We start from the raw sequence: 25,504 nt of genomic DNA on the forward strand, positions 1-25,504 counted from the left end.
GATGACAATTCGTTTTGAAGAAAAGGTGAGTATAGAAAACGCTCAGATCGTATGCCAATGGTCCAACTTCCTTGGCAAATCCTTTCAAGAACAATGGATGGGAACAATGATTCCTTTTCCCTTGACAATTCAAGTTTTGCAAGATTTGGAAGGAATCTTTTCAATCTTTGAAGGACAAGAGTTTGTGGGGCTTATCCAGAAAATCAGGCAAGAAGACAGCAATCTTCATATTGGAAGATTTTTTATCAACCCCCAGAAACAGGGGCAAGGCTTAGGTAGCCAGGCTTTAAGGAAATTTGTTAGTTTGGCATTTGAAAATGAAGACATAGATACTATTTCTCTAAATGTCTACGAGGCAAATCAAACAGCTCACAATCTTTACCAAAAAGAAGGATTTGAAATCGTTCAAATAGTTGAAGCACCTGTACGAAAATACATCATGAAAAAGGGAGATAGAAGCAAACAGCCTTGAAATCAATCTTGACTGCGATGATGAACCTGAATCAGCCCCTCAAAAGGGACTGTATATAAATGAACGTTACCAGTATTTAAAAACTAAAGAATATCAGGCACTTTTATCTTCCAAGGGTAGACAAATTTTCGCTAAACGTAAGATTGATATGAAATCTGTCTTTGGGCAGATAAAGGTTTGTTTGGGTTATAAGAGATGTTATCTGAGAGGTAAGCGCCAAGTGAGAATTGACATGGGATTCGTACTCATGGTCAACAACCTGCTGAAATATAATAAGAGAAAGAGGCAAAATTAAAAAGCTAGAGTTCCGCAATTGGAAATCTCTAGCTTTTTGTTTTCTGAGAATCATCTTGACTCAGACTCTTTTGACTAATGTTACTAAAAAGATAAAGTAGCTTTTAGCCTTATTTATCGTCGCCACTCAACATGTTTTTGATACCTTCTACAGCACCTTCTACAGCGTCTTTAGCATCTTCAGCAACTTCTTTTACTTTAGAAACAACTTTTTCAGTTGCTCCTTCTTTTTCCATTTTTTCATCACCGATGACTTTTCCAACACCTTCTTTAATAGAACCTTTAGCTTGATTTAATTTTTCTTCTACTGACATGATAATTTCTTCTATTATATTTATTTTATCTTAGTTTACACGAGTTTTTTCGTGAGATACTACACCAGTTGTTGCACCTTTAACAGCTTCTACACCTTCGCTAACTTTTTCTTGAACAGTTGAGAAACCAGATCCTAGACTAGATTTAGCTTTTTCGAATTGTTCTGAAGCGAATTCTCCTGTTGATTCAGCAACGTCAGATACGCGATCTTGAAGGCTTACTGAGTCTGCTTCATGTTGTTCTTTAGTTTTGATGTCGACAACGTTTACGTTGATTTCAACAACTTCCAAGTCAGTCATTTTAGCAACTTCTGAAGATACGATTTCTCTGATTTCTGAATATAAAGCTGGAACATTTTTTTGGTACTCAACAATAACGTTTAAGTCAACTGCAACTTGTGTTTTACCAACTTCTACGTTAACACCACTTGTTACGTCATCGCTGTTAATGATTTTTTCTTTAAGATTTGAGAAGAAACCACCGTCGATTCCCAAAAGACCTGAAACATTTTCTAGTGACAGACCAATGATTTTTTGGATAACTTTATCTTCGTAAGTAAGTTCCCCTTTGATTTCGTGAGCTACAGCAGTAGCATCTTTCTTTTCTACGTTAGTGTTAATGTTTTTTTCGTTTGACATATGAAACTCCTTTGATTAAATTAGTAATTTTTATTTATTTATGTATTTATTTATCTATATAGTTTTTTTCGATATATAATCCAGCTGCAACTCCCAGTGCTCCTAAAATCAATACAAATATTGTTTTGAAGAAGCCAAAGGAGATAATCAAACAAGCGAGAAATACGCCTATGAGACCAGCGATAATTGGATATCGATATTGTTTAAGCCATTCCATTTTTTACTTCCTTACTTCACACGACTAACAGTCTTTTTGTTTTGAGGTTTTGGTTTAGGCTGGTAGTCTTTTACTAGAACTTCTAGTTTAACCTGACGCTCAATACCAAAAAACTGCTTCAATCCATTAGTTATTTCATTTTGAATTAGTTGGCATCTGTCAGCGATGTTGTCCGAAGGAAGAATTTTACCTTCTACATGAACGAAACATTTATTTTTTCGTAAATTTACATGAACAGTTGGGTTCTTGATCAATCCATGATCACTTACCAAACTTCTAACAAAACCTTCGATTGCAGAATTCTTTAATTTTAATGTATCATTTTTAGTTTCAAGTTGAATTTCCAAATAACGTTTAGGATAAAACAACACAACTAACATCGATAACAAAACTAAAGTTGATAGAGCCACTATCCCCCAGAATATATATCTAGAGAGATAGAATTCAACGAAATGATTCTGTCTCCAGCTAAATAGCTGAATGCCTAGATCACTAACTTGATGATAATCTATCAAAACAGGAAGGAAAATTGTCAAGATTAAAATACAGAAAATAATGAAACATATTTTCTTTGCTTTTGACATATACAATCCTTTCGATTTAACATTTAAACTATTTTTCTCGTCATTGATTTAAAAATAGTTTGCTAACTTTACTGGCGAAAAGTTTACTTTCTACCTGTAAAGAATGATACTACAGTAACAACAATTGCTGTTCCTGCAATAGATGGAATCAAAGCCATTCCAGCGATGGATGGGCCCCAACTACCTAAGAGGGATTGTCCTACAGATGACCCGACTAAACCAGCGAATACATTTGCGACGATTCCCATAAACTACCTTTTTTAGTGATTCTACCTGCTACAAGTCCAATCAGACCTCGAGGAATGATAGATCACAACATTGCCTACCCTCCTTTTTTATTTTAATATCAAAAAATAAATCAATTCCTTTGATTATCGCTATTATATAATTTTAATATAAAATAATCAATTATTTTGATTATTATATAATTTTAATATAAAAAAATCAAATTCTTTGATTGTTGCTATTATATAATTTTTAAAATTAAAAATATAATCTTTCGACTTGAATTTGATTCTGTATTCACGCCCTCAATAGACGGTAAAATAAGAAAATTGTTTATATATTGTCTCCGTAGTGTTATTATACTAAATAAAAGATTTTAGGAAAAGTCGTTATATCATGTTATACCTATTCTTTGTGGTATAATTGCAAGAGGTTTAATCCGATAATTTATAAAGAGAGAAAGACATTCATGAGAGATTTATTATCTAAAAAAGTCATAGGCAATTAGAATTATTATTTGAACATAAACGATGGTTTTATCGTTCTGAACTAGCAGAGTTACTAAATTGTACAGAACGTGCAGTAAAAGATGATCTATCCCATGTTAAATCTGCTTTTCCTGACTTGATTTTTCATTCTTCTACTAATGGTATACGCATTATTAATACCGATGATAGCGATATTGAAATGGTTTATCATCATTTCTTTAAGCATTCAACTCATTTTTCGATTTTAGAATTCATCTTCTTTAATGAAGGTTGTCAAGCTGAGAGTATTTGCAAAGAGTTTTATATCAGCTCATCTTCGCTCTATCGTATTATTAGCCAAATCAATAAAGTGATTAAAAAGCAATTTCAATTTGAAATCAGTCTGACCCCTGTTCAAATCGTTGAAAATGAGAGAGACATTCGTTACTTTTTTGCATAATATTTTTCAGAAAAATATTATTTCCTAGAGTGGCCATTTGAAAATTTTTCATTAGAGCCCCTATCTCAATTGTTAGAATTGGTTTATAAGGCAACAAGCTTTCCAATGAATTTGTCAACGCATAGAATGCTAAAGTTGCTCCTCGTTACGAATTTATATCGAATAAAGTTTAGTCATTTTATGGAAGTAGATAAAGATTCTTTTAACGACCAAAGTTTGGATTTTTTAATGCAGGCAGAAGGAATAGAAGGTGTTGCTAAGAATTTTGAATTAGAATACAATATCTCTTTAGATGAAGAAGTTGTTTGCCAATTATTTGTGTCTTACTTTCAAAAAATGTTTTTCATAGCTGAAAGCCTCTTTATGAAATGTGTAAAAAAGGATAGCTATGTTGAAAAATCTTACCATTTATTGAGTTATTTTATCGATCAGATTTCAGTCAAGTATCAGATTGAGATTGAGAATAAGGATAATCTGATTTGGCATCTGCATAATACTGCACATCTGTATCGTCAGGAGTTGTCCACTGAGTTTATTTTATTTGATCAAAAAGGGAATACAATCAGGAATTTTCAAAATATTTTCCCTAAATTTGTTTCAGATGTAAAAAAAGAGCTTTCTCATTATTTAGAGACTCTTGAAGTTTGTTCTAGTTCAATGATGGTAAATCATCTATCTTATACCTTCATCACTCATACCAAACATTTGGTGCTTAATCTACTACAAAATCAGCCAAAGCTGAAGGTTCTGGTTATGAGCAATTTTGATCAGTATCATGCAAAATCCGTTGCAGAGACACTTTCTTATTACTGTAGCAATAATTTTGAACTTGAAGTTTGGAGTGAATTAGAGTTATCACTTGAGTCCCTAAAAGATTCACCTTACGATATCATTATTTCTAATTTTATTATTCCTCCTATTGAAAATAAGAGACTGATCTATTCAAATAATATAAACACGGTCTCACTCATATCTTTGTTAAATGCCATGATGTTTATTCGACTAGATTAGTAACCTAAAATAAAAAATGCTATTTCGCGTTTTGAACTGTACCTCAAAAGTTAGACAGAAAAAATCTAATTTTTGGGGTGTTTTTATTAAGAAAAGACCTTCAGTCATTTAAGTAAAATGTACATCTAGAGTCATAGTCCTCTAAAACTCTTGCTTTTTTTGTAGAAGATACGAAAAAAACCTTGATTCCAAGGCTTTTCCTGTTGTATGTAGATGCCCCCTACATGGATTTGTAAGAACTTTTCATATTGAAAATAAACAAAAATGTTGAAATATAGCTGATTTTAGGGAAATACTTTTAGGTGTTTTCAATGTCAGGATTTAAAAATGGGGCAAAAGTGGGGCAAAAACGAATGACTCGTATTTGGTTTGAAAACCTATAATACCTAATGATTATGCTATTCTAGATATATAGTTTTGTTATAAATAAATGTCAGTGCGAGATCAAATTGGAGGATAAAATGGAAAAACAAATTAATGAAAAAAAAGCCTTGGTTCCCAAAGCTTTTTAATGTTATAAACTCATTAAAATAACTCCCAGTTAGATTTGGAATATTTTTTATTCTGTGTCATATAAAAATAAATAAAATGAATGGCTATAGCTAGAGCTAAAATGGTTGTTATACTCACTACTATTATAGGATTAGAAGCAAAGATTAAAGAGAGAATAAAGGCAGCCAGATAGAGTGTCGCTTGGACACAGTAGTAACTTTTCGAATAGCGAAGATAGTGTTTGTTATAGGGCCCATTTACTAGGACAGCAGCTTGAAAGAGGCCAAATCCGATATAAGAGAAGCTGGTTGCAAAGAGACGATTAGCTTCAGGATTCTGAAGAAAACTCATCGATACAGTCATCATCATAAGTCCAATGAAAATAGGATAGTGACTGTAAATTAGAAATAGTCCCTTTTGATTAGATTTTTCATCAATAGCATGGTCGAATTGACCAAAATAAAACAAGAACAGAGAAATCATAATAATGAGATAAAGAACCGAATAAATCGAGAAATTCTCGATTGTAAAGAAGTTAGCTAGATTCGTAATCATCTCTCCAAACGTAATAATGACAAGAAGGGAGATGCGCTCGATTAAATGGGGGAGATTTACCTGGTAATGCTTATCTTTATTAAGCAAGATACTTGGCATAATAAAGATAAACAGAATACTAGCAAAGAAGATATAGACTCTAACGTAAATAGGAAGAAGAGCTGCTAGATAGACTCCTAAACTTCCTAGACCTGTTATCCATAGAAAATCTTTGATACTTTCCCGTTCAACATCATCGGTTGATTTTCTAAAAAATTCAACCAAATATTGAAAAAATAAGGTAAGGGTTAATGTACCAATAGCCCAACAGAGATAATGAAAATATTGTTGCCAATCAGGTCCAATCATATTGGCTATAAAGAGTAAAAGTCCCATTTTGATAAACATGATTACCATGTTAAATAAAGAGTTCTTTCCATAGCGATTGGTATAATCGGTTTGAATCATCCAGGAATCGATGAGAACCAAAATAGCAATGAAAAAATCAAGGAAAGAATTCCAAGTCAAAATACCGTTATGAAGATGGTCGATTAAAGTAGTTACTTTTGAAATTGCAAAAACAAAAACTAAGTCATAAAAAAGTTCTGAAAATTCTACACGTTTATGTTTAATAAGAGTTGTCATCTTAAGACCTTTCTATTTTAGAAGTACAATTTATTATAACAGAAAATGGTAATGAGAGAAAAGGAGATGCTTAAATAACTTTATGTGGCGCTAATGAACTGCGCCACAAAAGTTAGGTTTTTTCTGTCCAACTTTTGGGGTGCAGTTCAGAAGGGGTGTTTTTTCTATCGTTTTTTAGTGCTAAGACTACACAAAAAAGCCTTGATTCCAAGGCTTTTTCCTGTTGATTTAGATGCCCCCTACAGGGATTTGGAAAGGACTTTCATATTGAGAGCAATTAAAAATATTGAAATATAAGTGATTTTAGGTATTTTCAATGTCATGATTTAAAAATGGGACAAAAGTGGGGCAAAAACCATACAGATTCTAAACTGTATGGTTCTTTTTTTATCTAACCAAGAAAGGTTAAAACTTATTAAAACAAATGCAATCAACTGTTGAAAACTTTTTAGTCCGTGTAATATAAAAACAAGTAAAAAGTTGAACTATAGGGAATATTGTGTCATAATAGGTAATAGATGAATAATTAATAGATTGGAAATAATGCTTTCTTACCTTAACAAGTTGAATTGGTTATACATTTTTTCGTCGCAATTGTGTCTATCTCTCGAGTTTAGCTAGTTTTTATAAGCTCTGGTTTCTAATCAATATAACAAATTTTAGAAGTGCATAAGACAAGATGGTGACATTACTACAGTCATTTCTAGTCACCATATGTTGCTGGCACAGGCTGTTTGTAGTGTTGGCTATTTACTAGTCAGTTTAATCGGAGTGTTTAATTTTTATTGTTGAAAGGTTTTTATATGGAGAAAATTCTATCTTTAGGTCTGACAGGTAAGAAATTACTTGCTCAGGGGTTCTTGTTTGTTCTGCTAGGTCTCATCTTGATGGTCACGGGGACTTGGTTGCCAGTAAAGGTTATTCGACTGGTTCTGTTTTTAGCTTGGATAGCAACGGTCTTAGATTTAGTATTACGTATTTTCAAAAAAAGTCAGTCAACGGACACCTTGGGAGTTGCACTGGTTAAATTGTTAGTGCTGGGATATTTGCTTGGCTCCAATCTTGCGACGGATGTGCCGATTTATATTTTGGCTCTTGTGATTGGAGTTTATCAGATTTTTCATGCTAGTATTAACCTTGTCACCTATGTTCTCTACCGCAAAAACAAAATTCGACCTCGTTTTCGTCTCTTACTAGATGGACTCGTACTAGTTTTTCTTGGTGGGACTAGTCTTTTGTCCTCTACGGGAAATTCTGTCTTTCAACTCTTTGTTTTAGGGGCTTATTTTTTCCTTTATGGTCTGTCCAATATCCGTGATGGTTTCTTGTTTGAGGAGGAAATTGGGAAAAACCATCTCAAACGTCGTGTAAGAATGAGCTTACCTATTGTCCTAGCCGCTCTCATCCCTGCAAGTACTTTAGCAAAAATCAACAAATTCATGCAGGAAAATGCTGATGAGAGAGAGGATATCCATCTTGGAATAGTGAAGTCTGGTAAGACAGCGGAGCTTGAAATTTTTGTTCATACAGCTGAGACCTCTCTGTTTTCGGCAATTGGTCATGTGGATATCTGCTATCAAGGCCGTGTTATTTCTTATGGCAACTATGATCCGTCTTCTGAGACCTTATTTGGCATGGTAGGAGATGGTGTCTTATATTTCTGTGATCGTGACAAGTACATTGACCTATGTAAACGTGAGAGTCAAAAAACGCTTTTTGGTTATGGGATAGATTTGACGCCTGAAATGGAAAAAGCAGTTCAGAAAAAGTTGGCTGAATTGAAACAACTGACGATTCCATGGGAGCCAAGCGCAGATAAAATCATGACAGGGGATGGTAAGGAAGACTACACCTACGCTTATAAAATCAGACATGAGACAGATGGGGAACTTTATAAATTTATCAAATCTAAGTTTAAATCCTACTTTGTCTTATCTACAAACTGTGTGCTCTTGGCTGATACCATAGTCGGTCAGGCTGGCACCGATATCCTCTCACCCAAAGGATTTATCGCTCCAGGAACTTACCAAGCCTACCTTAATCGAGAGTTTGAAAAACCAAATAGTATAGTCGTATCTAAACATGTTTATTAAGGAGAATTTATGAACTTAGTAAAAAAATACACCCCGTTAATACTTTTTATAGGGCTGGTTGCTCTTGTAATTCTGAATGCATCGAGCTTTATATCAGGAGCAATCTCTCTCTTTGATGTAATATCAACCTTGATTTATGGTGCTGTTATTGCTTTTGTGCTTAATGTTCCTATGAAAAAAATTGAACAGTACTTAGTTAAATTGAAGGTAAAGGCAGAGTTGCGTCGTCCGATTGCCATGGTACTTGTTTTCCTAGCTCTTATCTTAATCGTGATTGCTCTTTTGGTTTTGGTGCTGCCAACCCTAGCTCAGACTATTAGTCAGCTGGGAACAGTCCTTTCAACAGTCCTTACTCAACTTGGGAAATTTCTAGGCAGCTCGGAATTTGTAACCAAAGACATGTTGTCAACTATCGTATCAGGCATACAGGGACAATCTAGTTCTATTAGCCAAGCTTTGATAGGTTTTTTATCAGGTCTGACTAGTAATATCGGCAATATTTTTTCAAGTTTGATGAATGCCTTTTTGATTATAGTCTTCACCTTTTTATTTTTATCCAGTAAGGAACATTTGGCAGCGATGACGAGTCGACTTCTAAAAGTTTTTCTTCCAGAGAAGGTGGTGATAAAGTTGACTTACATTGGACAAGTAGCACTAGAGACTTATGACCAATTTTTGATGAGTCAGCTGATTGAAGCAGTTATCATAGGAGTTATGATAGCGGTTGGTTACAGCGTGTTTGGGATACCCTATGGAGTAATGACAGGTATCTTTGCAGGAGTGCTATCGTTCATTCCTTATGTAGGGCCTATGATTGCTAGTGTTGTGGGAGCGATTTTTATCTTCACAGTGAGTCCTACTCAAGCCTTACTTTCTCTTCTTCTATATCAAGTTATACAGCTGATTGAAGGAAACCTTATTTATCCTAGAGTTGTAGGTCAGTCTATTGGTTTGCCAGCTATTTTCACGCTTGCGGCTGCTAGTATTGGAGGGAATCTTTTCGGACTACTTGGGATGATATTCTTTACACCGATATTTGCTGTTATCTATCGATTGGTTAAGGAATTTGTCGTTGCAAAGGAAAATCAGCTAGATTAAGAAAAACTAAATTTAATAAGATATACTGAGAAGAGAGTGAGAGATTCTCTTCTCTTTTATTTTTAAATACTTTTCTACAAAAAGCTATTAGACGTTAAAAAAAGCCTTGGTTTCAAGGCTTATTTCTGTTGATTTAGATGTGCCCCCTGCAGGGCTCGAACCTGCGCCCCATAGCTTAAGAGTCTACTGCTCTACCAACTGAGCTAAGGAGGCAACAGAAAAAGCTGAGAATGTAACTTCCCAGCTATTTTAATATGCCCAAAATGGCAGCTAGATTATTTACGAAAGGCATCAAGGATATAGGTGAAACCAACAATTAAAAATGCAAAGGCAACGACATAAACGACAAAGACACTTGTAGCTACTGGATTGAACAAAATCACTAGACCTAGTAAAAATGCAAGCAACGCTATCCACATGATATGGTTGCCAATAATAGGGAAAATCAATCCCAGACGATTGCCTTTAAAGAAAACTATAATGGCTTCTACAATTAACCAAATTCCTAAAATAGTTGGAATGACAACTGGCAGCGTCACAAAGCCATAGGCAACGAGGTAAAGAGCTAAGAGAAGATTAACAATCCCTTTGAAAAGATGAGCTGGTGAGCGAAGCTCTTTTGGTGCAGAGAAATAGCCTAAAATATCTGCTATAGAAGAAACCAGTAAACCAAATGCAATCCACCAGCTGTAAACAACAAGATTAGCTACTGGGTTTGTAAATAGGAAAAGTCCTAAAAGGACAAAAACAACTCCTGCAAGGAATAGCAGTAAACGATTAGAAAATTTCATTTCAATACCCCCTATATAGTATAGTTTGATAATAAAAATATTATACACCTTTTTAGAGGAAATGTCAATAAACAAAATGGAAAATTTGGAAGTTTCAGTCTGATTTATGAAAAGAAAATCAGTTTTTATTATTTTGAAAATAAAAAGAGAAGATAAAATTTGTCTTCTCTACATGAAAATATTGTATGGCATCAAAGCAAAAGTAACTGGCTTTACACTATTTGTAAAGATGTAATTTGATTCAAAAAGAAAAGATAGATTTAAAATGTGGGACAAATGATGGGGTAAATCAGTTATAGACAAGCAAAAAAGCCTTGTAAATCAAGGCTTTTCCTGTTGTATTTAGATGCCCCCTACAGGGATCGAACCTGTGACCCACGGATTAAGAGTCCGCTGCTCTGCCAGCTGAGCTAAGGAGGCAAAGAAAAAAGCTGTATTGGTGCCGAAACTTCACGGTTTGTATTGAACCCGCGCAATTAAGCAGGTGGGCAACTCGCTCTAACTGAAGCTGTTTCCGTGTGAGACGGCCTACATGCTGTTAGAAGACTTTTGTTTCCCTAATAATACAAAAAATAGTCGGTCAACACTTAAGTGTGAAGTCGTACACCACAGCGTTTCTATGTTTATATAATACCACTTTTTCAAAAAAAATCAAGAGGAAAGTGCAATTTTTTGAAAAGGATTTCAGATTTTTCGCAAACGGTCGATAGCTTCCTTTCTTTGAGCCAAAGCCCGTTCATATTTACCAGTATCTTCTGCTTGGAAATAGTGATGATTGCGGATTTTTTCTGGTAGATAGTCTTGCTTGACCCAATTTCCAGGATAGTTGTGTGGATAGAGATAGTCTTGGGCATTCCCCAGTTCCTTGCTTCCACTGTAGTGCCCATCACGCAGGTGTCGCGGAATAGGCAAGTGCCCTGATGTTTTGAGGTCGGCAAGCGCCTTATCCATAGCTACATAGGCTGAGTTGGATTTTGGAGAAAGGGCCAAATCAATCACGACATTGGCAATGAGAATGCGGGCTTCTGGGAAACCAATCTTTTGGGCAGCATCCAGAGCAGTCACAGTGTGAATCTGGGCTTCAGGATTGGCCAAACCGATATCTTCATAAGCGATAACAGTCAAACGACGAGCGAGACTTGGCAAATCACCAGCCTCGATCAAGCGGGCAGCATAGTGAAGACTGGCATCCACATCTGAGCCACGGATAGACTTTTGAAGGGCAGAGAGAACATCATAGTGACCGTCTCCATCCTTGTCCATAGTGATGTAGCTTCTCTGAAGACTATTTTCCATGATGTCTAGGGTGATATGGCGGATGCCCTCGTCATTTTCGGGAGTAGAGAGAACAGCCAGGTCCAGTGAGTTGAAGGCAGAGCGAAGGTCTCCGTTTGTAGAGGTTGCGATGAAATCCAGCGCCTCCTCATCTAGTTCTACTGGGAAATCAAAACCACGTTCAGGGTTATTTAGAGCTATCTGAAGAGCCTCTTTGACGTCTTGGTTAGACAGAGGTTCCAACTCAAAAATTTGAACACGACTGCGAATGGCAGGAGTGACAGAAAAGAAAGGATTTTCAGTCGTAGCCCCAATCATGATGACCAGTCCACTTTCCAAGAGAGGCAAAAGGAAGTCTTGCTTGGTTTTATCTAGTCTATGAATCTCGTCTAGTAAAAGGACGAGACCACCAGAGAATTTAGCCTCTTCGGCGATTTCTTGCAGTCGCTTTTTACTATCAACTGTCGCATTGAAAGTTCGAAAGGCATACTTGGTCGTCCCTGCGATGGCAGAGGCAATACTGGTCTTGCCGATTCCTGGAGGTCCATAAAGAATCATGGAAGACAGGCGGTTGGCTTCCACCATGCGGCGGATAATTTTTCCAGGTCCGACCAGATGCTCCTGACCGATAACCTGGTCGATGGTTTTTGGGCGCATGCGAAGCGCGAGATTGTCTGGCATAGCAGTCCTTTCTAGCGTGGATTTTAGTTTCATATTTTTTGAGCAGTATAACTCACCAAATGTATCTTACTATGTCCATTCTAGCCTATTAGTTGTGATATTTCAATGGTTTTGTAACATTCCGGGAGCGAGATAGAAGCTTTTTGACTATTTAATTTGATGAGGAGAGGTATCAGCATGAGAGAATGGATTTCCCTTAAAGCTTAAAATATGATAGTTGAGTCTAAAGAAGTGGAATTGCTGACTTGAGAAATAATATTGCTAAATGTTATTGCATGAACTATAATGAAAAGAGAGGTGATAAGGAATGGAAATGATGGAATTACCAAGTCAGGAAGTTTTCTTGATAAAGTACATAGTAGATATAAATTTAGATAGCAATATTTGAAAAGGAGAAATGGAACTAGATGAATACTTCAAATTCAAAGCTACTTGAAAATAAGTCATTTATGGAACTTGACGGACTAGTTGGTTTACCAAATGGAGTGAAACCAGCACCTATGAAATACAATCTTGGAAAAATTAACAAATATTTAAACGAAACAGGAAAAGAATTTAAAGAACTGACTGTTCTGGAACTAAAACAATTTAAGAGAGTTAAATAAAGATGGGACTAGATAAAAGATTTGTGGAGAAAGCCTTTGCCAGTGGCAAAGATAGAGTTAATAGAGCGATTTTTGTAAAACCTGAAGAACTAATTGAACTATCTGATGAAGATTTAAGTTATTTTGGGGAAGGTATTTTTTATTGCTTACCTCGTAGCAAATTTGTAGAAAGTCATAAAGATGAGATTAGAGAGAAATACAATCTTTCTAACGAATTACCAAAGATAAATGGCATCTATTTAGGGACTTTTTTAAAAATGAGGGCATGGGATAGAATTAGAAAAACAAAACCAAGCTTAAAAGAAATTATAAACATGGTTGAAAAGTGAAATAGTGGATATCTATTCGAAGGAGTTTTTACTCCATTTGATCTTGGTTAATAATTTCAACTTTCTTGATTTCATCTTCAAAGAGTTTAGTCCACCTGGTTCCAGAATTAACGGATAACCCATCAAGTTCTTCATCGTGGACATCTTTGTCTTCGTAAAGAGCTACACCTTCAAATATTTGGCCATCAATATCGGTGATTCTGACAACCTTGTTATTAAATCTTCTAAGTTCCATCAGTCTCTCCTTTCGTAGTACTATAGTCTATTATATTATTGGAATTCCATTAACATAAGCTTCTTTAGCCTCCGCAAGGGTCATTTTATTTGGACCGCCATCGATATTAAATGCTCCTGTATTTTGCCAATGACAAACATCGCAAATATCATATGTTTCTACTAAATTTCCACATACGGGGCAATGCACATGTTCCCATCCGTCAATCATTATTATATTCTTTTTTATAGTCTTATTCATTTAAGGTTACTCCCAATACTATACAAATATATTAGCTATTTCAATACACTACTTTTTCAATATCATTGATTGTGATTGTTATGGTATCCCAGTCTTTGGGTGAATCACCTATGTCAGCAATAAAAGTATCTTCACTTAACTTTTCGACAATTGTCGCCGTTTGACCGTTTTTTAACAACACTGTATCAAATTCTCGAATTTTTACGATTTTTCTCCTTGCGTAAGCTTCTTTGGCTTCGGCGAGAGTCATCTTGTTAGGGCCACCGTCAATATTTATAATACCCGTATTTTGCCAACGACAAACGTCACAGATATCATAGTCCATAACTTCAGTTCCGCAAACAGGGCAATGTAGCCATATTTCCCCGTTAATTTCCCAAGTCTTTTGTGATTCATTCATGTCGTTCTTCCTTTTATAAGCCATTTTCGCTTCAGCAAGAGTCATTTTATTAGGACCACCATCGATATTAAATGCTCCCGTATTTTGCCAATGACAAACATCGCAAATATCATAAGTTTCTACTAAAGTTCCACATACAGGGCAATGCACATGCTCCCAACCATCAATGAAAATTAAATTCTCTTTTTTAGTTTTATTCATGATAAACAACTCCTGTTATTTTGTAATACCGTCTTGAGTTAACTCTATTGATGCGATTTCAGATTCATTAAATCCAACATATGGATATTTATCTGTTCTTATTGTAATTTCATCATAGAGTTCATCTTCCGTATCAAGTTTCCCTGTAAAGCTATTACAATGACCCTCTAAAATTTGCCCGTCAACAAAAACAACACTAATTTCTTTTCCTAAATATCGTTCTAAACTCATTACTGATTTCCTTTCCAATATTATACTTCAAATCAAGTGATATTACTAATGAATAAAGTATGGTAAATGATAAAACAGTTTATCTGACAATGCAAGTTTCTCGTCTGCCGAATGTATTGATTTAGTAGTTTTTGCTAGTCTTTTATAAAAATCGTAATATAATTTTGGGTGATAATCATTTTTTAATGAAGAGAGGAGAAGTAATGTTGAGATTGAATCGCGCCATTTCTAGTGGGTCGAGAAAAGCAGGAACTCTGATAGTTCTGCCTATCCGTTTATATAAGGCTTCCCTTAGAACCACATCTAGGGGCTTTTATGTATAAGAGAGTAATAAGTATTACTACTTTACAATACGTGTAGCACGTGTTATAATAGTGTTGTCAGGAGGTAAAAGCGCTATGCCTATGACACAAAAAGAGATGGTTAAACTCCTTACGGCTCATGGTTGGATAAAGACCAAAGGCGGTAAAGGCTCCCATATTAAAATGGAGAAGCAAGGGGAAAGACCTATCACAATCCCTCATGGTGAGCTGAATAAGTACACTGAAAGAGGGATAAGAAAGCAAGCTGGGTTGTAAAATTCAACCCCTGCTTTTTGATATGGAGGTAGTGAGATGTTAGTTACGTATCCAGCTTTATTTTATTATGATGATACAGATGGAGTAAAAGCGACTTATTTTGTTCATTTCCCAGATTTTGAATACTCAGCTACACAAGGTGCGGGGATTTCTGAGGCTTTGGCTATGGGTTCGGAGTGGTTAGGAATTACTGTCGCAGATTTAATAGAGAGTGATGGAGATTTGCCCCAGCCATCAGATATCAATAGCTTGTCCTTAATTGATAATGATCCTTTTAAAGATGATGAAGATTTCGTGTCAACCTATGACCTTGATAAATCTTTTATTTCTATGGTATCTGTTGATGTATCAGAGTACTTAGGAAGTCAGGAACCAATTAAAAAGACCTTGACTATACCAAGATGGGCAGATAAGTTGGGACGAGAAATGGGACTTAACTTTTCTCAGACTTTGACAGACGCTATTGCAGATAAGAAAATTCAAGCCTAAGATTAAGTGTGGTATCGTGGGAGTGGTCAATAAAAAAGCACATCTAATTGTGCTAGTTACTTATCTATTGATCCTATAGATTTGCTAGCCCTTTCGAGGGCTTTTTGTGTTGACTTTTTGGAAAAAATAAGGAAATCAACTGTTTAAGAAAATCACTGATACCAAGGGTTTAAATGAGGTAATATGGTATAATTAGGACATAAAATAATTTTGTGGTAAGATGGTAGTATCTATTTTAGCATATTTCCGAGCAATCGGGGCGATTTAAGAGTCGCATAGAAAGAGGACAAAATGGCAACATACGGATTTTTAGATGTTTTAGAGGAAGAGTTGGAGAAGAACTTTCCCTTTGATTTTGAGATTAGTTGGGACAAGCGCAACCACGCGGTTGAAGTGAGTTTTCTATTGGAAGCGCAAAATGCTGCAGGTGTGGAGATGGTGGATGAAGATGGAGAGGTTTCATCAGATGACATTCTCTTTGAAGAAGCGGTACTCTTTTACAATCCTGCTAAGTCAACCGTCAATGAGGAAGATTATTTGACGGTTATTCCTTACTTACCAAAGAAAGGTTTCTCTCGCGAATTTTTAAACTATTTTGCACTATTCCTTAAAGATACTGCCGAGGTTGGTCTAGATGCCCTTATGGACTTTTTGGATGACCCAGAAGCAGAAGAATTCGTCATGGAATGGAATCAAGAAGTCTTTGAAGAAGGAAAAGTGGGCTTGGAAGAGGGAGAATTTTATCCTTATCCGAGATACTAGGAGTCTAACATGGAAGTAGAGATTTCTGATTTCACAGGCTGTAAGATTGCTTTGTTTTGTGGGGATAGGCTCCTGACCATCTTACGCGATGATAAGGCAAGCATTCCCTGGCCCAATATGTGGGAACTGCCTGGTGGGGGACGCGAGGGGGATGAAAGTCCTTTTGAGTGCGTGGCGCGTGAAGTTTATGAAGAACTGGGAATTCATCTGACTGAAGATTGTCTGCTTTGGAGTAAGGTTTATCCAAGTATGCTTTTTGCGGATAAACAATCTGTATTTCTTGTCGGTCAGTTGACACAGAACCAGTTTTACAATATCACCTTTGGTGATGAAGGGCAGGGCTATCAGCTCATGAATGTCGAGGAATTTCTTGGTTCAGATAAGGTCGTGCCCCAGTTGCAGGACATGGTGAGAGATTATTTGGAGGAAGTTCGATAAATGGCGAAGCGTAGCAAGAATATCAATATGTTTCTCATGGATGGTGAAGTAACTGGAAAAATCAAATGTACTTTGTCAAATTGGACGGGAGTGATTTACAAAATACCTCGTATTCAATTGGGAGATTTGAAGTCTCGTGATGAAATGAAACAAAGTGGTATTTATTTCTTATTTGGTCGAGATGAAGATAAGCAAAAAGATGTGACCTATATTGGTCAGGCAACAACTCGGAAAAATGGTGAAGGGATATTGCTGCGAATTCAAGAGCATACCCGTGATATTCATGCAGATTATTTTAATGACGTCATCATTCTAACAACTCAAAATAATTCTTTTGGTCCAACAGAAATTAGCTATTTGGAAAATAAATTTACTCAACTTGCTAAAGAAGCTGGTCGTTACATTGTGAAAAATGGGAATGATCCAAATCCTGGTAATGTAACTGAGGAAAAGGAATCTGAACTGGATGAAATTGTTGAAAATACACTAATGATTATCGGCACTTTAGGTTATCGTGTTTTTGTTCCAATGATAAAGGAAGTTAGTCAAGATTTGACTGATAATCATTCAACTTATCTTTATTTAAAGCGTAAAACTAAGAAATCTAAAAAAGTAATAGAAGCAACTTGTGAACGGACAACTGAAGGTTTTGTTGTTTTAGAAGGAAGTCAAGTAGAAATAATGGATTCTCCTAACCTTCCAGCAAGTTTAAAAGAAATGCGTCAGAATTTAATAGCTTCTCGGGTCATTCAAGATGGAGTGTTAAAAGAAAAACAACTCTTTTCTAGCCCTTCTTATGCAGCGGCTTTTTTGCTGGGTATGCAAACGAACGGTCGAACTGATTGGAAAGATCAGGATGGAAGAACTTTAAAAGAATTAGAAGAATTAATAGATTGATAAGGAAAAAATTTATGGAAACATGGCAAGAGTTAAAAGTTACAGTTAAGCGTGAGGGAGAAGAGCTAGTCTCTAACCTCCTGATCGAGCTAGGAGCGCAAGGTGTTGCGATTGAAGATAGTATGGACTATGTGGGGAATGTGGATCGTTTTGGTGAGATTTTCCCAGAGGTAGAGCAGCAAGAAGAAATCGTAGTGACAGCCTACTACCCTGAAACGGTTGATGTGGCAGTGGTTGAGGCAGATTTGCAGGCTCGCTTAGCAGAATTGACAGATTTTATGGATTTGGGAGAGGTCAAGATGGGGACGACTGCCTTGGCTGAGGAAGACTGGGCAGACAACTGGAAGAAATACTATGAACCAGCTCGTATCACTCATGATTTGACCATCGTGCCGTCGTGGACGGACTATGAGGCGACTGCGGGAGAAAAGATTATCAAGCTGGATCCTGGCATGGCTTTTGGGACTGGAACCCATCCGACGACCAAGATGAGCCTTTTTGCTTTGGAGCAGGTCCTTCGTGGTGGCGAAACGGTGCTGGATGTGGGGACTGGTTCAGGTGTCCTTTCCATTGCCAGCTCGCTTCTAGGTGCTAAGGAAATCTTTGCCTACGACCTAGATGATGTGGCAGTTCGTGTGGCTCAGGAAAATATTGAACTCAACCCTGGCATGGAAAATATCCATGTTGCTGCTGGAGACTTGCTTAAGGGAGTTGAGATTGAGGCAGATGTGATTGTAGCTAATATCTTGGCGGATATCCTCGTTCATCTGACGGATGATGCTTATCGCTTGGTCAAGGATGAAGGCTACCTCATCATGAGTGGGATTATCAAGGACAAGTGGGACATGGTGCGCGAGTCGGCTGAGTCAGCTGGATTTTTCCTTGAAACTCACATGGTTCAAGGGGAATGGAATGCCTGCGTCTTTAAGAAAACCAAGGATATCTCTGGTGTGATTGGAGGCTAGCATGCAACAGTATTTTGTCAAAGGCAGTGCTATTTCTCCTGTCACCATTGAGGACAAGGAAACCAGCAAGCATATGTTTCAGGTTATGCGCTTGAAAGAAGATGATGAGGTTACTTTGGTCTTTGATGATGGCATTAAACGTTTGGCACGTGTGCTGAATGTGGAAGCTCGTCAGTTTGAGTTGGTTGAAGAGTTAGCTGACAATGTGGAACTGTCCGTCCAAGTGACCATCGCATCTGGATTTCCCAAGGGGGACAAGCTGGAGTTTATCGCTCAAAAAGTAACCGAACTCGGTGCCAGTCAAATCTGGGCCTTCCCTGCCGACTGGTCAGTTGCCAAGTGGGACGGCAAGAAATTGGGCAAAAAGGCTGAGAAATTAGAAAAAATCGCTCTTGGAGCAGCAGAGCAAAGTAAGCGTAATGTTATCCCAAGTATCAAGCTTTTTGAGAAGAAAGCAGATTTTCTAGCTCAGTTTGACCAGTTTGACTCTATCATAGTAGCCTATGAAGAATCAGCAAAAGAAGGAGAAGTCGCTGCGCTTTTACAAGCGGTTTCTGGCCTTGAAAAAGGAGCAAAACTGCTCTTTATCTTTGGTCCAGAAGGTGGCCTGTCACCTGCAGAAATTGAAAGTTTTGAAGCTAAGGGAGCCGTCTTGGCAGGACTTGGCCCTCGCATTTTGCGAGCAGAAACAGCACCGCTTTACGCCTTATCAGCCCTTAGTGTTTTATTAGAATTAGAGAAATAAGAGGAAGAAAATGGAACAAAAACACCGTTCAGAATTTCCAGAGAAGGAACTTTGGGATTTAACAGCCCTATACCAAGACCGTGAGGATTTCTTGCGTGCGATCGAGAAGACTCGTGAAGACATCAACCAGTTTAGCCGTGATTACAAGAGCAATCTTCATACTTTTGAGGATTTTGAAAAGGCCTTTGCGGAATTGGAACAAATCTACATTCAGATGAGCCATATTGGTAACTATGGTTTTATGCCTCAGACGACGGACTATAGCAATGACGAATTTGCTAACATTGCTCAAGCTGGGATGGAATTTGAAACAGATGCCAGTGTAGCCTTGACCTTCTTTGACGATGCCTTGGTGGAAGCTGATGAGGAAGTTTTGGACCGATTGGGTGAGTTGCCACATTTAACAGCTGCCATTCGTCAGGCCAAAATCAAAAAAGCCCACTATCTAGGGGCTGATGTGGAAAAAGCCTTGACCAATCTCGGTGAAGTTTTCTACAGTCCACAGGACATTTATACTAAGATGCGAGCTGGGGATTTTGAAATGGCTGACTTTGAAGCCAATGGTAAGACCTACAAAAACAGCTTTGTCACCTATGAGAATTTCTACCAAAATCACGAGGATGCTGAGGTTCGTGAGAAATCTTTCCGTTCCTTCTCAGAAGGACTTCGTAAGCACCAAAATACGGCTGCAGCAGCCTATCTAGCCCAAGTCAAGTCTGAAAAACTACTGGCAGATATGAAGGGCTACAACTCAGTCTTTGATTATCTTCTAGCTGAGCAGGAAGTAGACCGTACTATGTTTGATCGTCAGATTGACCTCATCATGAAGGATTTTGCGCCCGTTGCTCAGAGATACCTCAAGCATGTTGCCAAGGTCAATGGTCTTGAAAAGATGACCTTTGCTGACTGGAAATTGGACTTGGATAGCGCCCTCAATCCTCAAGTGACTATTGAAGATGCCTATGACTTGGTCATGAAGTCGGTAGAACCTTTGGGGCAAGAATATTGTCAGGAAGTTGCTCGCTATCAAGAAGAGCGCTGGGTGGACTTTGCTGCCAATAGTGGCAAGGATTCTGGCGGTTATGCGGCGGATCCATATCGCGTGCACCCTTATGTTCTCATGAGCTGGACAGGCCGTTTGAGCGATGTCTATACCTTGATTCATGAAATCGGGCATTCTGGTCAATTCATCTTTTCAGACAATCACCAAAGCTACTTCAACGCCCACATGTCAACCTACTATGTCGAAGCGCCGTCAACCTTCAATGAATTGCTGTTAAGTGATTATTTGGAACACCAGTCTGACGACCCACGTCAAAAACGCTTCGCCCTTGCCCACCGCTTGACAGATACCTACTTCCATAACTTTATCACTCACCTTTTGGAAGCAGCCTTCCAGCGTAAGGTGTATACATTGATTGAAGAAGGGGAGACCTTTGGAGCAAGCAAACTCAACGGTATTATGAAGGAAGTCTTGACGGATTTCTGGGGAGATGCTATTGAGATTGATGATGATGCAGCTTTGACTTGGATGCGCCAAGCTCACTATTACATGGGCTTGTATAGTTACACTTACTCAGCAGGACTAGTCATCTCGACTGCGGGTTACCTTCATCTGAAACATTCAGAAACTGGAGCTGAAGATTGGCTCAAACTCCTCAAATCAGGTGGTAGCAAGACACCGCTTGAGTCAGCTATGATTATCGGAGCAGATATCTCTACAGATAAACCACTCCGTGATACCATCCAATTCTTGTCTGACACAGTTGATCAGATCATCGCCTACAGTGCCCAGTTGGGAGAGTAAATTAAAAGAGTCTGGGACAAAAGTCTAACCTTAAATAAAAAAAGCGAACAAAACGAGTTATCTGATACTCAGAATTCTGTCTTGTTCGCTTTTTTTTCTAATCTATCGATTTTAAAAATTTATAATAAAGAATTTCTAAAATCAAAATTTTTTGTCCTGGCCTCTTAAATTATCCCCAAAAGCTATCTTCTTCAGCTTGATCTGAAGAGAAGAGCCACACTTCTTTGATTTTTCCGTCTTCAATACGGAAGAGGTCAATCCCGTTCATATTGAGTTCAGTACCATCAGCTCGTGTTCCAAGAAAAGTAACATTGGCTGCGATTAAATCCTTATTGTCAGAAACCCAATTTGTTATCACCTTAAAGGTTCCATTAGTTTTCTCAGCAAATGTAGCCAGGTGAGTTCCTAGCTTGTCCTTACCAACAACTGAACCAGATATACTATGATTACCAGGTTGATGCCAGACAATATCGTCTGCCATCGTTTCAAAGACACTAGGAAAGTCACCAGCAATTAAAGCTTGGTTATAAGCATTGAAAATTTCTAAGTTTGTTGACATATCTATTCTCCATTTCTTTTTTTATGATATAATTGTAACAGTTACAAACAAAAAAACAAGTAGACACTTTTTTGATAGCTAGTATCAAAAGTAGTACTTTTATTGATACTAAAAGATAAATTTTTTTAAAAATAGAAAGAAGATATTTTATGACAAATAAAGTGAGTGAGTATGGTATTTGTCCATTTGCGACAACGCAGAGGGTTTTAACGGGGAAATGGGCACTGGTAATCATTTATCAGTTGAGTACGGGTACCAAACGATTTAAAGAATTGCAGAGATTATTGCCTGGGATTACTCAAACTATTTTGACCCGTCATCTCCGTCAATTAGAAAAGGATAAGATTGTTCAACGAAAGGTCTATGCCGAAGTTCCACCACGAGTTGAGTACAGCTTAACTGAAATGGGGCAGGAATTCAGAGTTGTCTTAGATGCTGTCGAGAAATGGGGTCTAGATTATATCAAGTTGCTAGAAATGTAGAGGTATTGACCATGTATCAAGAGTTACTTAGAAAAATAGCAGAAGAAAAAACAAGTTATCATGAGGAGGAAATCCAGTGGTTGCTTGATCATTTGGGAGATCCTTCTCCAGAAATTCGCGATGATCTTGTTTTTACAAGCTTTGCTAGAGGGATTCAGGAAGAGCTATTTACACAGGAACAATTTTATTTCATTGCTGAGGGGATTTCATCTGATGGAGGGTTAGATAAAGAGATTGATAAGGTAGGACTGTCAACCCTTGAACGTTCTTTTAGGGCGCTTATTTATGCAAATCTCTTGTCTGCAGATGCCAACCAGCAATCGATTTTTTATCAGGGATTAAATGCAGGAATTCGTAATGTCCTTTTAAATCAAGGTTTGTATTATCTTTCAAAAGAAAAGGATACAACGGGTTTTTCAAGTCAGTATGGTTGGGTTCATGCTTTTGCACATGGAGCCGATTTACTGACAGAAGTAGTTTGTCATAATAGAGTTCATGAAGTCTTTGACATACTTGGCCCATTATTTAAAAGAATTACCATTCGGTTTACAGATGATGAGGATTGGCGTTTAGCCAGAGTGATCTATGAACCTATTTTACAAGGGAAGTTGGAGCAAGAGCAAGTAACTGCTTGGATAAAAACGGTTGATTTTCCGATAGAAGAAAGGGAGGATTTTTACAAATTTTCCAACTTTAGATCCTGTCTGTTGGAAGTCTATGTCCAACTTGACCAGAGAAATAGTTTACAAGATGACTTGAAAGAAGCTATCCAATCTTTTCAATATTAGGGATTAACTAGTATTACTTAGTAATAGGGTTTCTATTGTATCCTCCTACCTGATAATGAAAACTAATAAAAGAGGTTGAATCATTTTCCAACCTCTTTTCCTGTATCTTAATGGAATTGCATACCACCATCAACGATAATGGTTTGTCCTGTAATGTAGTTTGAATCTGGTCCTGCGAGGAAGCTGACAGCAGCAGCCACATCTTCTGGTTCAGATAGGCGTTTTAGGGTAATATCTTTTGCAAATGTCTGCATACCCCACTCGTCATCTTTTCCTGCATTTTTACCAACTTCATGAGCGATATCGTACATCATTGGTGTTTTAACAATACCTGGTGCGTAGGCGTTAACAGTGATACCTGAGTCTGCTAAATCACGGGCTAATGTTTGCGTAATTCCGCGAACAGCAAATTTGGTTCCACCATAAACAGTTAGATTTGGATTACCGACTACACCAGCTTGAGAAGTTGCGTTGATAATTTTACCTCCGTGGCCAAGTGCTTTAAATTGCGCTTGTGCAGCTTGTGACCCCCAAATGACACCACCAACGTTGATACCGAAAGTACGTGTAAATTGTTCCTCAGTAATTGTATCAAGAGGAGTAGTTGGAGCAACACCAGCATTATTTACGACAACATTCAAATCACCAAAATGGTCAACAACCTGTTGAAATGCTTGTGCAACTTCTGCCTGTTTCGAAACATCGGCCACGACAGCGAAGGCATTTTCAGCTGATAATTCGGCAACAGCCTTTTCAGCTGTTTCGGGATTGTAGTCTAAGACTCCTACCTTAAAGCCATCTTGAACCAATCGTTTTGCGATTGCAAAACCGATTCCTTGACCTGCACCAGTGACAATAGCAACTTTAGACATATGATTCCTCCTTGGCATCCACGATACCATTCAAACGTTCATAAAAGAACAGCAAAGTTGTAAAAATTAGTTCCAATTAGGGAATAAATAACTCATTAGAACTATATTGACATTATATACCTTTGAAAAAAATGTTTCAAATAAAAACTACCGTTTTTACAGAATTTTAACCTGAAATTTCCAATCAATTTTCTTGAAACCCTTTCCTACTTTTGATAGACTAGTATCTAGTTTTTGAAAAAAGGAGAAAGAAAATGAAAAAATTTGTTGCTGAATTAATCGGTACTTTCATGCTTGTGTTCATTGGGACAGGAGCTGTTGTTTTTGGAAATGGTCTTGATGGCTTAGGTCACCTTGGAATCGCCTTTGCCTTTGGTCTGGCAATCGTGGTTGCTGCTTACTCAATCGGAACTGTTTCAGGTGCTCACTTGAACCCAGCGGTTTCGATCGCTATGTTTGTAAACAAACGTTTGTCATCTTCGGAGCTTGTTAACTACATCCTTGGGCAAGTAGTTGGAGCTTTCCTTGCATCAGCTGCGCTATTCTTCCTCTTGGCGAACTCAGGGATGTCAACTACTAGTCTTGGTGAAAATGCCTTGGCAAACGGTGTCACTGTCTTTGGTGGTTTCTTGTTTGAAACAATCGCAACCTTCTTGTTTGTCTTGGTTATCATGACCGTGACTTCAGAAAGCAAGGGCAATGGAGCGATTGCTGGTTTGGTAATCGGTTTGTCCTTGATGGCCATGATCCTTGTGGGATTGAACATTACTGGACTTTCAGTAAACCCAGCTCGTAGCTTGGCACCAGCTGTCTTGGTAGGTGGCTCAGCCCTTCAACAAGTATGGATTTTCATCCTTGCTCCAATCGTTGGTGGGATTCTTGCAGCCCTTGTTGCTAAAAACTTCCTTGGAACAGAAGAATAATTGAAACTCAAAAAGCCTTGCTCCTCGATTTGAGGAACAGGGCTTTTTCTTATCTGTTTATACTCAATGAAAATCAAAGGGCAAACTAGGAAACTAGCCGCAGGCTGTACTTGAGTACGGCAAGGCGACGTTGACGCGGTTTGAATTTGATTTTCGAAGAGTATTAACGGTTGTCAATTTTCTCTGGATAGAGGTCGTGTTGGAAGAGGCGTTGTTCTGCCAATCCTTCATACTTAGTTCCAGGCTTACCGTAGTTGTAGTAGGGATCAATTGAGATGCCACCGCGCGGTGTGAATTTTCCCCAAACCTCCAAATAGCGAGGGTCTAACAAGTTGACCAAGTCTTTCCCGATGGTGTTGATACAGTTTTCGTGGAAATCTCCGTGGTTTCGGTAGCTAAAGAGGTAGAGTTTGAGGGATTTTGACTCGACACAGAGCTTGTCAGGAATGTAGGAAATATAAATCGTCGCAAAGTCTGGTTGAGCAGTGATTGGACACAGTGAGGTAAATTCAGGACAGTTAAATTTGATAAAATAGTCATTTTCCACATGACGATTGTCAAAGGATTCGAGGACTTCTGGTTGATACTCGAAAATGTAGTTGGTTTCTTTGTTGCCTAGTAGGCTTAGGTTTTTCATTTCTTCTTGTTGTGACATGATTTTTTCTT

Annotated in this window: 30 protein-coding genes, 2 tRNA genes and 4 pseudogenes; 18 read left to right on the forward strand and 18 right to left on the reverse strand. The window is 37.7% G+C overall.

Features of this window, described 5'->3' with window-relative positions:
- Position 1 precedes the first annotated feature (1 nt).
- On the forward strand, positions 2 to 472 hold the full coding sequence (locus tag ACERDH_RS03085; protein WP_386679403.1) for a GNAT family N-acetyltransferase: 471 nt from the start codon (positions 2 to 4) through the stop codon (positions 470 to 472).
- 16 nt (positions 473 to 488) lie between these two features.
- Positions 489 to 767 (forward strand): annotated as a pseudogene (locus ACERDH_RS03090) (transposase); the annotation flags it as partial.
- Positions 768 to 876: 109 nt separating this feature from the next.
- On the opposite strand, the gene ACERDH_RS03095 reads toward ACERDH_RS03090, so the two are convergent.
- From ACERDH_RS03095 to ACERDH_RS03115, 5 genes are all read right to left on the reverse strand, one after another.
- Positions 877 to 1,080: a CsbD family protein gene (locus ACERDH_RS03095; protein ID WP_386679405.1), complete on the reverse strand. Its 204-nt coding sequence runs from the start codon at positions 1,078 to 1,080 to the stop codon at positions 877 to 879.
- A 30-nt stretch (positions 1,081 to 1,110) separates the two neighbouring features.
- On the reverse strand, positions 1,111 to 1,719 hold the full coding sequence (locus ACERDH_RS03100) for an Asp23/Gls24 family envelope stress response protein (RefSeq protein ID WP_386679407.1): 609 nt from the start codon (positions 1,717 to 1,719) through the stop codon (positions 1,111 to 1,113).
- Between the two features lie 46 nt (positions 1,720 to 1,765).
- Positions 1,766 to 1,936: a DUF2273 domain-containing protein gene (locus ACERDH_RS03105; RefSeq protein ID WP_000455064.1), complete on the reverse strand. Its 171-nt coding sequence runs from the start codon at positions 1,934 to 1,936 to the stop codon at positions 1,766 to 1,768.
- 11 nt (positions 1,937 to 1,947) lie between these two features.
- Positions 1,948 to 2,520 (reverse strand): alkaline shock response membrane anchor protein AmaP, encoded by a 573-nt coding sequence (amaP, locus tag ACERDH_RS03110; protein ID WP_020901648.1) that lies wholly within the window; start codon positions 2,518 to 2,520, stop codon positions 1,948 to 1,950.
- Positions 2,521 to 2,603: 83 nt separating this feature from the next.
- Complete coding sequence (locus ACERDH_RS03115; RefSeq protein WP_386679410.1) at positions 2,604 to 2,768, reverse strand: GlsB/YeaQ/YmgE family stress response membrane protein; 165 nt, start codon at positions 2,766 to 2,768, stop codon at positions 2,604 to 2,606.
- A gap of 446 nt (positions 2,769 to 3,214) precedes the next feature.
- Between ACERDH_RS03115 and mgaSpn the strand changes: the two are divergent.
- Positions 3,215 to 4,683: pseudogene (gene mgaSpn, locus ACERDH_RS03120) on the forward strand (virulence factor transcriptional regulator MgaSpn).
- A 525-nt stretch (positions 4,684 to 5,208) separates the two neighbouring features.
- Here the strand turns inward: mgaSpn and ACERDH_RS03125 are convergent.
- A complete protein-coding gene (locus ACERDH_RS03125) occupies positions 5,209 to 6,354 on the reverse strand; it encodes a low temperature requirement protein A (protein ID WP_173304495.1) in 1,146 nt (381 codons plus the stop codon).
- Between the two features lie 803 nt (positions 6,355 to 7,157).
- Here ACERDH_RS03125 and ACERDH_RS03130 point away from each other — a divergent pair.
- A complete protein-coding gene (locus tag ACERDH_RS03130; RefSeq protein WP_265465633.1) occupies positions 7,158 to 8,447 on the forward strand; it encodes a DUF308 domain-containing protein in 1,290 nt (429 codons plus the stop codon).
- A gap of 9 nt (positions 8,448 to 8,456) precedes the next feature.
- Positions 8,457 to 9,545, forward strand: a complete 1,089-nt coding sequence (locus ACERDH_RS03135; RefSeq protein ID WP_261051630.1) for an AI-2E family transporter — start codon at positions 8,457 to 8,459, stop codon at positions 9,543 to 9,545.
- A gap of 140 nt (positions 9,546 to 9,685) precedes the next feature.
- Here the strand turns inward: ACERDH_RS03135 and ACERDH_RS03140 are convergent.
- From ACERDH_RS03140 to ACERDH_RS03155, 4 genes are all read right to left on the reverse strand, one after another.
- Positions 9,686 to 9,758, reverse strand: a tRNA-Lys gene (locus ACERDH_RS03140).
- Between the two features lie 62 nt (positions 9,759 to 9,820).
- Complete coding sequence (locus ACERDH_RS03145; protein ID WP_386679413.1) at positions 9,821 to 10,336, reverse strand: DUF308 domain-containing protein; 516 nt, start codon at positions 10,334 to 10,336, stop codon at positions 9,821 to 9,823.
- A 347-nt stretch (positions 10,337 to 10,683) separates the two neighbouring features.
- Positions 10,684 to 10,756 (reverse strand) — tRNA-Lys (locus tag ACERDH_RS03150).
- A gap of 264 nt (positions 10,757 to 11,020) precedes the next feature.
- Entirely contained in the window at positions 11,021 to 12,292 is a 1,272-nt protein-coding gene (locus ACERDH_RS03155) for a replication-associated recombination protein A (protein WP_386679415.1), read from the reverse strand.
- Positions 12,293 to 12,699: 407 nt separating this feature from the next.
- On the opposite strand from ACERDH_RS03155, the gene ACERDH_RS03160 reads away from it, so the two are divergent.
- Entirely contained in the window at positions 12,700 to 12,897 is a 198-nt protein-coding gene (locus ACERDH_RS03160) for a hypothetical protein (protein ID WP_203213461.1), read from the forward strand.
- Positions 12,898 to 12,899: 2 nt separating this feature from the next.
- Positions 12,900 to 13,226: a hypothetical protein gene (locus ACERDH_RS03165; RefSeq protein WP_203213460.1), complete on the forward strand. Its 327-nt coding sequence runs from the start codon at positions 12,900 to 12,902 to the stop codon at positions 13,224 to 13,226.
- Between the two features lie 28 nt (positions 13,227 to 13,254).
- Here ACERDH_RS03165 and ACERDH_RS03170 read toward each other — a convergent pair whose 3' ends face one another.
- The 5 genes and pseudogenes from ACERDH_RS03170 to ACERDH_RS03190 all read right to left on the reverse strand — a co-directional run bounded on the left by ACERDH_RS03170 (position 13,255) and on the right by ACERDH_RS03190 (position 14,533).
- The gene (locus tag ACERDH_RS03170) at positions 13,255 to 13,461 is read right to left on the reverse strand and encodes a hypothetical protein (RefSeq protein ID WP_203213459.1); all 207 of its coding nucleotides are present in this window, start codon (positions 13,459 to 13,461) and stop codon (positions 13,255 to 13,257) included.
- 30 nt (positions 13,462 to 13,491) lie between these two features.
- Positions 13,492 to 13,701, reverse strand: a complete 210-nt coding sequence (locus ACERDH_RS03175) for a CPCC family cysteine-rich protein (RefSeq protein WP_238393769.1) — start codon at positions 13,699 to 13,701, stop codon at positions 13,492 to 13,494.
- Between the two features lie 214 nt (positions 13,702 to 13,915).
- Positions 13,916 to 14,101, reverse strand: a pseudogene (locus ACERDH_RS03180) (CPCC family cysteine-rich protein); the annotation flags it as partial.
- 9 nt (positions 14,102 to 14,110) lie between these two features.
- Positions 14,111 to 14,302 (reverse strand): annotated as a pseudogene (locus ACERDH_RS03185) (CPCC family cysteine-rich protein); the annotation flags it as partial.
- A 15-nt stretch (positions 14,303 to 14,317) separates the two neighbouring features.
- Positions 14,318 to 14,533 carry a hypothetical protein gene (locus ACERDH_RS03190; protein ID WP_203213458.1) on the reverse strand — a complete coding sequence of 72 codons (216 nt, stop codon included), beginning with the start codon at positions 14,531 to 14,533 and terminating at the stop codon, positions 14,318 to 14,320.
- 398 nt (positions 14,534 to 14,931) lie between these two features.
- Between ACERDH_RS03190 and ACERDH_RS03195 the strand changes: the two genes are divergently transcribed.
- The 8 genes from ACERDH_RS03195 to pepF all read left to right on the forward strand — a co-directional run bounded on the left by ACERDH_RS03195 (position 14,932) and on the right by pepF (position 21,214).
- Positions 14,932 to 15,111 (forward strand): type II toxin-antitoxin system HicA family toxin, encoded by a 180-nt coding sequence (locus ACERDH_RS03195; RefSeq protein ID WP_001132279.1) that lies wholly within the window; start codon positions 14,932 to 14,934, stop codon positions 15,109 to 15,111.
- A gap of 36 nt (positions 15,112 to 15,147) precedes the next feature.
- Positions 15,148 to 15,600, forward strand: a complete 453-nt coding sequence (locus tag ACERDH_RS03200) for a type II toxin-antitoxin system HicB family antitoxin (RefSeq protein ID WP_203213457.1) — start codon at positions 15,148 to 15,150, stop codon at positions 15,598 to 15,600.
- Positions 15,601 to 15,891: 291 nt separating this feature from the next.
- Positions 15,892 to 16,362, forward strand: a complete 471-nt coding sequence (locus tag ACERDH_RS03205; protein WP_203213456.1) for a DUF3013 family protein — start codon at positions 15,892 to 15,894, stop codon at positions 16,360 to 16,362.
- Between the two features lie 9 nt (positions 16,363 to 16,371).
- Positions 16,372 to 16,800, forward strand: a complete 429-nt coding sequence (locus ACERDH_RS03210; RefSeq protein ID WP_271631010.1) for an NUDIX hydrolase — start codon at positions 16,372 to 16,374, stop codon at positions 16,798 to 16,800.
- Positions 16,801 to 17,697 (forward strand): GIY-YIG nuclease family protein, encoded by an 897-nt coding sequence (locus tag ACERDH_RS03215; RefSeq protein ID WP_271631009.1) that lies wholly within the window; start codon positions 16,801 to 16,803, stop codon positions 17,695 to 17,697.
- A 14-nt stretch (positions 17,698 to 17,711) separates the two neighbouring features.
- Positions 17,712 to 18,662 carry a 50S ribosomal protein L11 methyltransferase gene (prmA, locus tag ACERDH_RS03220; protein ID WP_386679420.1) on the forward strand — a complete coding sequence of 317 codons (951 nt, stop codon included), beginning with the start codon at positions 17,712 to 17,714 and terminating at the stop codon, positions 18,660 to 18,662.
- A 1-nt stretch (position 18,663) separates the two neighbouring features.
- Positions 18,664 to 19,407: a 16S rRNA (uracil(1498)-N(3))-methyltransferase gene (locus ACERDH_RS03225; protein WP_386679422.1), complete on the forward strand. Its 744-nt coding sequence runs from the start codon at positions 18,664 to 18,666 to the stop codon at positions 19,405 to 19,407.
- A 10-nt stretch (positions 19,408 to 19,417) separates the two neighbouring features.
- Positions 19,418 to 21,214: an oligoendopeptidase F gene (gene pepF / locus ACERDH_RS03230; RefSeq protein ID WP_386679423.1), complete on the forward strand. Its 1,797-nt coding sequence runs from the start codon at positions 19,418 to 19,420 to the stop codon at positions 21,212 to 21,214.
- 169 nt (positions 21,215 to 21,383) lie between these two features.
- Here pepF and ACERDH_RS03235 read toward each other — a convergent pair whose 3' ends face one another.
- On the reverse strand, positions 21,384 to 21,773 hold the full coding sequence (locus tag ACERDH_RS03235) for a nuclear transport factor 2 family protein (RefSeq protein ID WP_261031919.1): 390 nt from the start codon (positions 21,771 to 21,773) through the stop codon (positions 21,384 to 21,386).
- A gap of 149 nt (positions 21,774 to 21,922) precedes the next feature.
- Between ACERDH_RS03235 and ACERDH_RS03240 the strand changes: the two genes are divergently transcribed.
- Positions 21,923 to 22,255 (forward strand): winged helix-turn-helix transcriptional regulator, encoded by a 333-nt coding sequence (locus ACERDH_RS03240; protein WP_000182730.1) that lies wholly within the window; start codon positions 21,923 to 21,925, stop codon positions 22,253 to 22,255.
- Positions 22,256 to 22,266: 11 nt separating this feature from the next.
- A complete protein-coding gene (locus ACERDH_RS03245) occupies positions 22,267 to 23,043 on the forward strand; it encodes a DUF2785 domain-containing protein (RefSeq protein WP_386680705.1) in 777 nt (258 codons plus the stop codon).
- Positions 23,044 to 23,150: 107 nt separating this feature from the next.
- Here ACERDH_RS03245 and ACERDH_RS03250 read toward each other — a convergent pair whose 3' ends face one another.
- Positions 23,151 to 23,915: a (S)-acetoin forming diacetyl reductase gene (locus ACERDH_RS03250; RefSeq protein ID WP_000048148.1), complete on the reverse strand. Its 765-nt coding sequence runs from the start codon at positions 23,913 to 23,915 to the stop codon at positions 23,151 to 23,153.
- A gap of 254 nt (positions 23,916 to 24,169) precedes the next feature.
- Between ACERDH_RS03250 and ACERDH_RS03255 the strand changes: the two genes are divergently transcribed.
- Positions 24,170 to 24,838 (forward strand): MIP/aquaporin family protein, encoded by a 669-nt coding sequence (locus tag ACERDH_RS03255; RefSeq protein ID WP_000714814.1) that lies wholly within the window; start codon positions 24,170 to 24,172, stop codon positions 24,836 to 24,838.
- 163 nt (positions 24,839 to 25,001) lie between these two features.
- Here the strand turns inward: ACERDH_RS03255 and queF are convergent, their stop codons facing one another.
- Positions 25,002 to 25,493, reverse strand: a complete 492-nt coding sequence (gene queF, locus ACERDH_RS03260; protein WP_000082587.1) for a preQ(1) synthase — start codon at positions 25,491 to 25,493, stop codon at positions 25,002 to 25,004.
- Positions 25,494 to 25,504: the final 11 nt, after the last annotated feature.

Origin of the sequence: Streptococcus bovismuti (assembly GCF_042436615.2) — a bacterium.
In the GTDB taxonomy this organism is placed as follows: domain Bacteria; phylum Bacillota; class Bacilli; order Lactobacillales; family Streptococcaceae; genus Streptococcus.

Excerpts from the sequence above, each read along its gene's own strand:
- ACERDH_RS03085 (WP_386679403.1), top strand. The coding sequence starts at position 2 with ATGACAATTCGTTTTGAAGAAAAGGTGAGTATAGAAAACGCTCAGATC.
- ACERDH_RS03095 (WP_386679405.1), bottom strand. The coding sequence starts at position 1,080 with ATGTCAGTAGAAGAAAAATTAAATCAAGCTAAAGGTTCTATTAAAGAA.
- ACERDH_RS03100 (WP_386679407.1), bottom strand. The coding sequence starts at position 1,719 with ATGTCAAACGAAAAAAACATTAACACTAACGTAGAAAAGAAAGATGCT.
- ACERDH_RS03105 (WP_000455064.1), bottom strand. The coding sequence starts at position 1,936 with ATGGAATGGCTTAAACAATATCGATATCCAATTATCGCTGGTCTCATA.
- amaP (WP_020901648.1), bottom strand. The coding sequence starts at position 2,520 with ATGTCAAAAGCAAAGAAAATATGTTTCATTATTTTCTGTATTTTAATC.
- ACERDH_RS03115 (WP_386679410.1), bottom strand. The coding sequence starts at position 2,768 with ATGGGAATCGTCGCAAATGTATTCGCTGGTTTAGTCGGGTCATCTGTA.
- ACERDH_RS03125 (WP_173304495.1), bottom strand. The coding sequence starts at position 6,354 with ATGACAACTCTTATTAAACATAAACGTGTAGAATTTTCAGAACTTTTT.
- ACERDH_RS03130 (WP_265465633.1), top strand. The coding sequence starts at position 7,158 with ATGGAGAAAATTCTATCTTTAGGTCTGACAGGTAAGAAATTACTTGCT.
- ACERDH_RS03135 (WP_261051630.1), top strand. The coding sequence starts at position 8,457 with ATGAACTTAGTAAAAAAATACACCCCGTTAATACTTTTTATAGGGCTG.
- ACERDH_RS03145 (WP_386679413.1), bottom strand. The coding sequence starts at position 10,336 with ATGAAATTTTCTAATCGTTTACTGCTATTCCTTGCAGGAGTTGTTTTT.
- ACERDH_RS03155 (WP_386679415.1), bottom strand. The coding sequence starts at position 12,292 with ATGCCAGACAATCTCGCGCTTCGCATGCGCCCAAAAACCATCGACCAG.
- ACERDH_RS03160 (WP_203213461.1), top strand. The coding sequence starts at position 12,700 with ATGAATACTTCAAATTCAAAGCTACTTGAAAATAAGTCATTTATGGAA.
- ACERDH_RS03165 (WP_203213460.1), top strand. The coding sequence starts at position 12,900 with ATGGGACTAGATAAAAGATTTGTGGAGAAAGCCTTTGCCAGTGGCAAA.
- ACERDH_RS03170 (WP_203213459.1), bottom strand. The coding sequence starts at position 13,461 with ATGGAACTTAGAAGATTTAATAACAAGGTTGTCAGAATCACCGATATT.
- ACERDH_RS03175 (WP_238393769.1), bottom strand. The coding sequence starts at position 13,701 with ATGAATAAGACTATAAAAAAGAATATAATAATGATTGACGGATGGGAA.
- ACERDH_RS03190 (WP_203213458.1), bottom strand. The coding sequence starts at position 14,533 with ATGAGTTTAGAACGATATTTAGGAAAAGAAATTAGTGTTGTTTTTGTT.
- ACERDH_RS03195 (WP_001132279.1), top strand. The coding sequence starts at position 14,932 with ATGCCTATGACACAAAAAGAGATGGTTAAACTCCTTACGGCTCATGGT.
- ACERDH_RS03200 (WP_203213457.1), top strand. The coding sequence starts at position 15,148 with ATGTTAGTTACGTATCCAGCTTTATTTTATTATGATGATACAGATGGA.
- ACERDH_RS03205 (WP_203213456.1), top strand. The coding sequence starts at position 15,892 with ATGGCAACATACGGATTTTTAGATGTTTTAGAGGAAGAGTTGGAGAAG.
- ACERDH_RS03210 (WP_271631010.1), top strand. The coding sequence starts at position 16,372 with ATGGAAGTAGAGATTTCTGATTTCACAGGCTGTAAGATTGCTTTGTTT.
- ACERDH_RS03215 (WP_271631009.1), top strand. The coding sequence starts at position 16,801 with ATGGCGAAGCGTAGCAAGAATATCAATATGTTTCTCATGGATGGTGAA.
- prmA (WP_386679420.1), top strand. The coding sequence starts at position 17,712 with ATGGAAACATGGCAAGAGTTAAAAGTTACAGTTAAGCGTGAGGGAGAA.
- ACERDH_RS03225 (WP_386679422.1), top strand. The coding sequence starts at position 18,664 with ATGCAACAGTATTTTGTCAAAGGCAGTGCTATTTCTCCTGTCACCATT.
- pepF (WP_386679423.1), top strand. The coding sequence starts at position 19,418 with ATGGAACAAAAACACCGTTCAGAATTTCCAGAGAAGGAACTTTGGGAT.
- ACERDH_RS03235 (WP_261031919.1), bottom strand. The coding sequence starts at position 21,773 with ATGTCAACAAACTTAGAAATTTTCAATGCTTATAACCAAGCTTTAATT.
- ACERDH_RS03240 (WP_000182730.1), top strand. The coding sequence starts at position 21,923 with ATGACAAATAAAGTGAGTGAGTATGGTATTTGTCCATTTGCGACAACG.
- ACERDH_RS03245 (WP_386680705.1), top strand. The coding sequence starts at position 22,267 with ATGTATCAAGAGTTACTTAGAAAAATAGCAGAAGAAAAAACAAGTTAT.
- ACERDH_RS03250 (WP_000048148.1), bottom strand. The coding sequence starts at position 23,915 with ATGTCTAAAGTTGCTATTGTCACTGGTGCAGGTCAAGGAATCGGTTTT.
- ACERDH_RS03255 (WP_000714814.1), top strand. The coding sequence starts at position 24,170 with ATGAAAAAATTTGTTGCTGAATTAATCGGTACTTTCATGCTTGTGTTC.
- queF (WP_000082587.1), bottom strand. The coding sequence starts at position 25,493 with ATGTCACAACAAGAAGAAATGAAAAACCTAAGCCTACTAGGCAACAAA.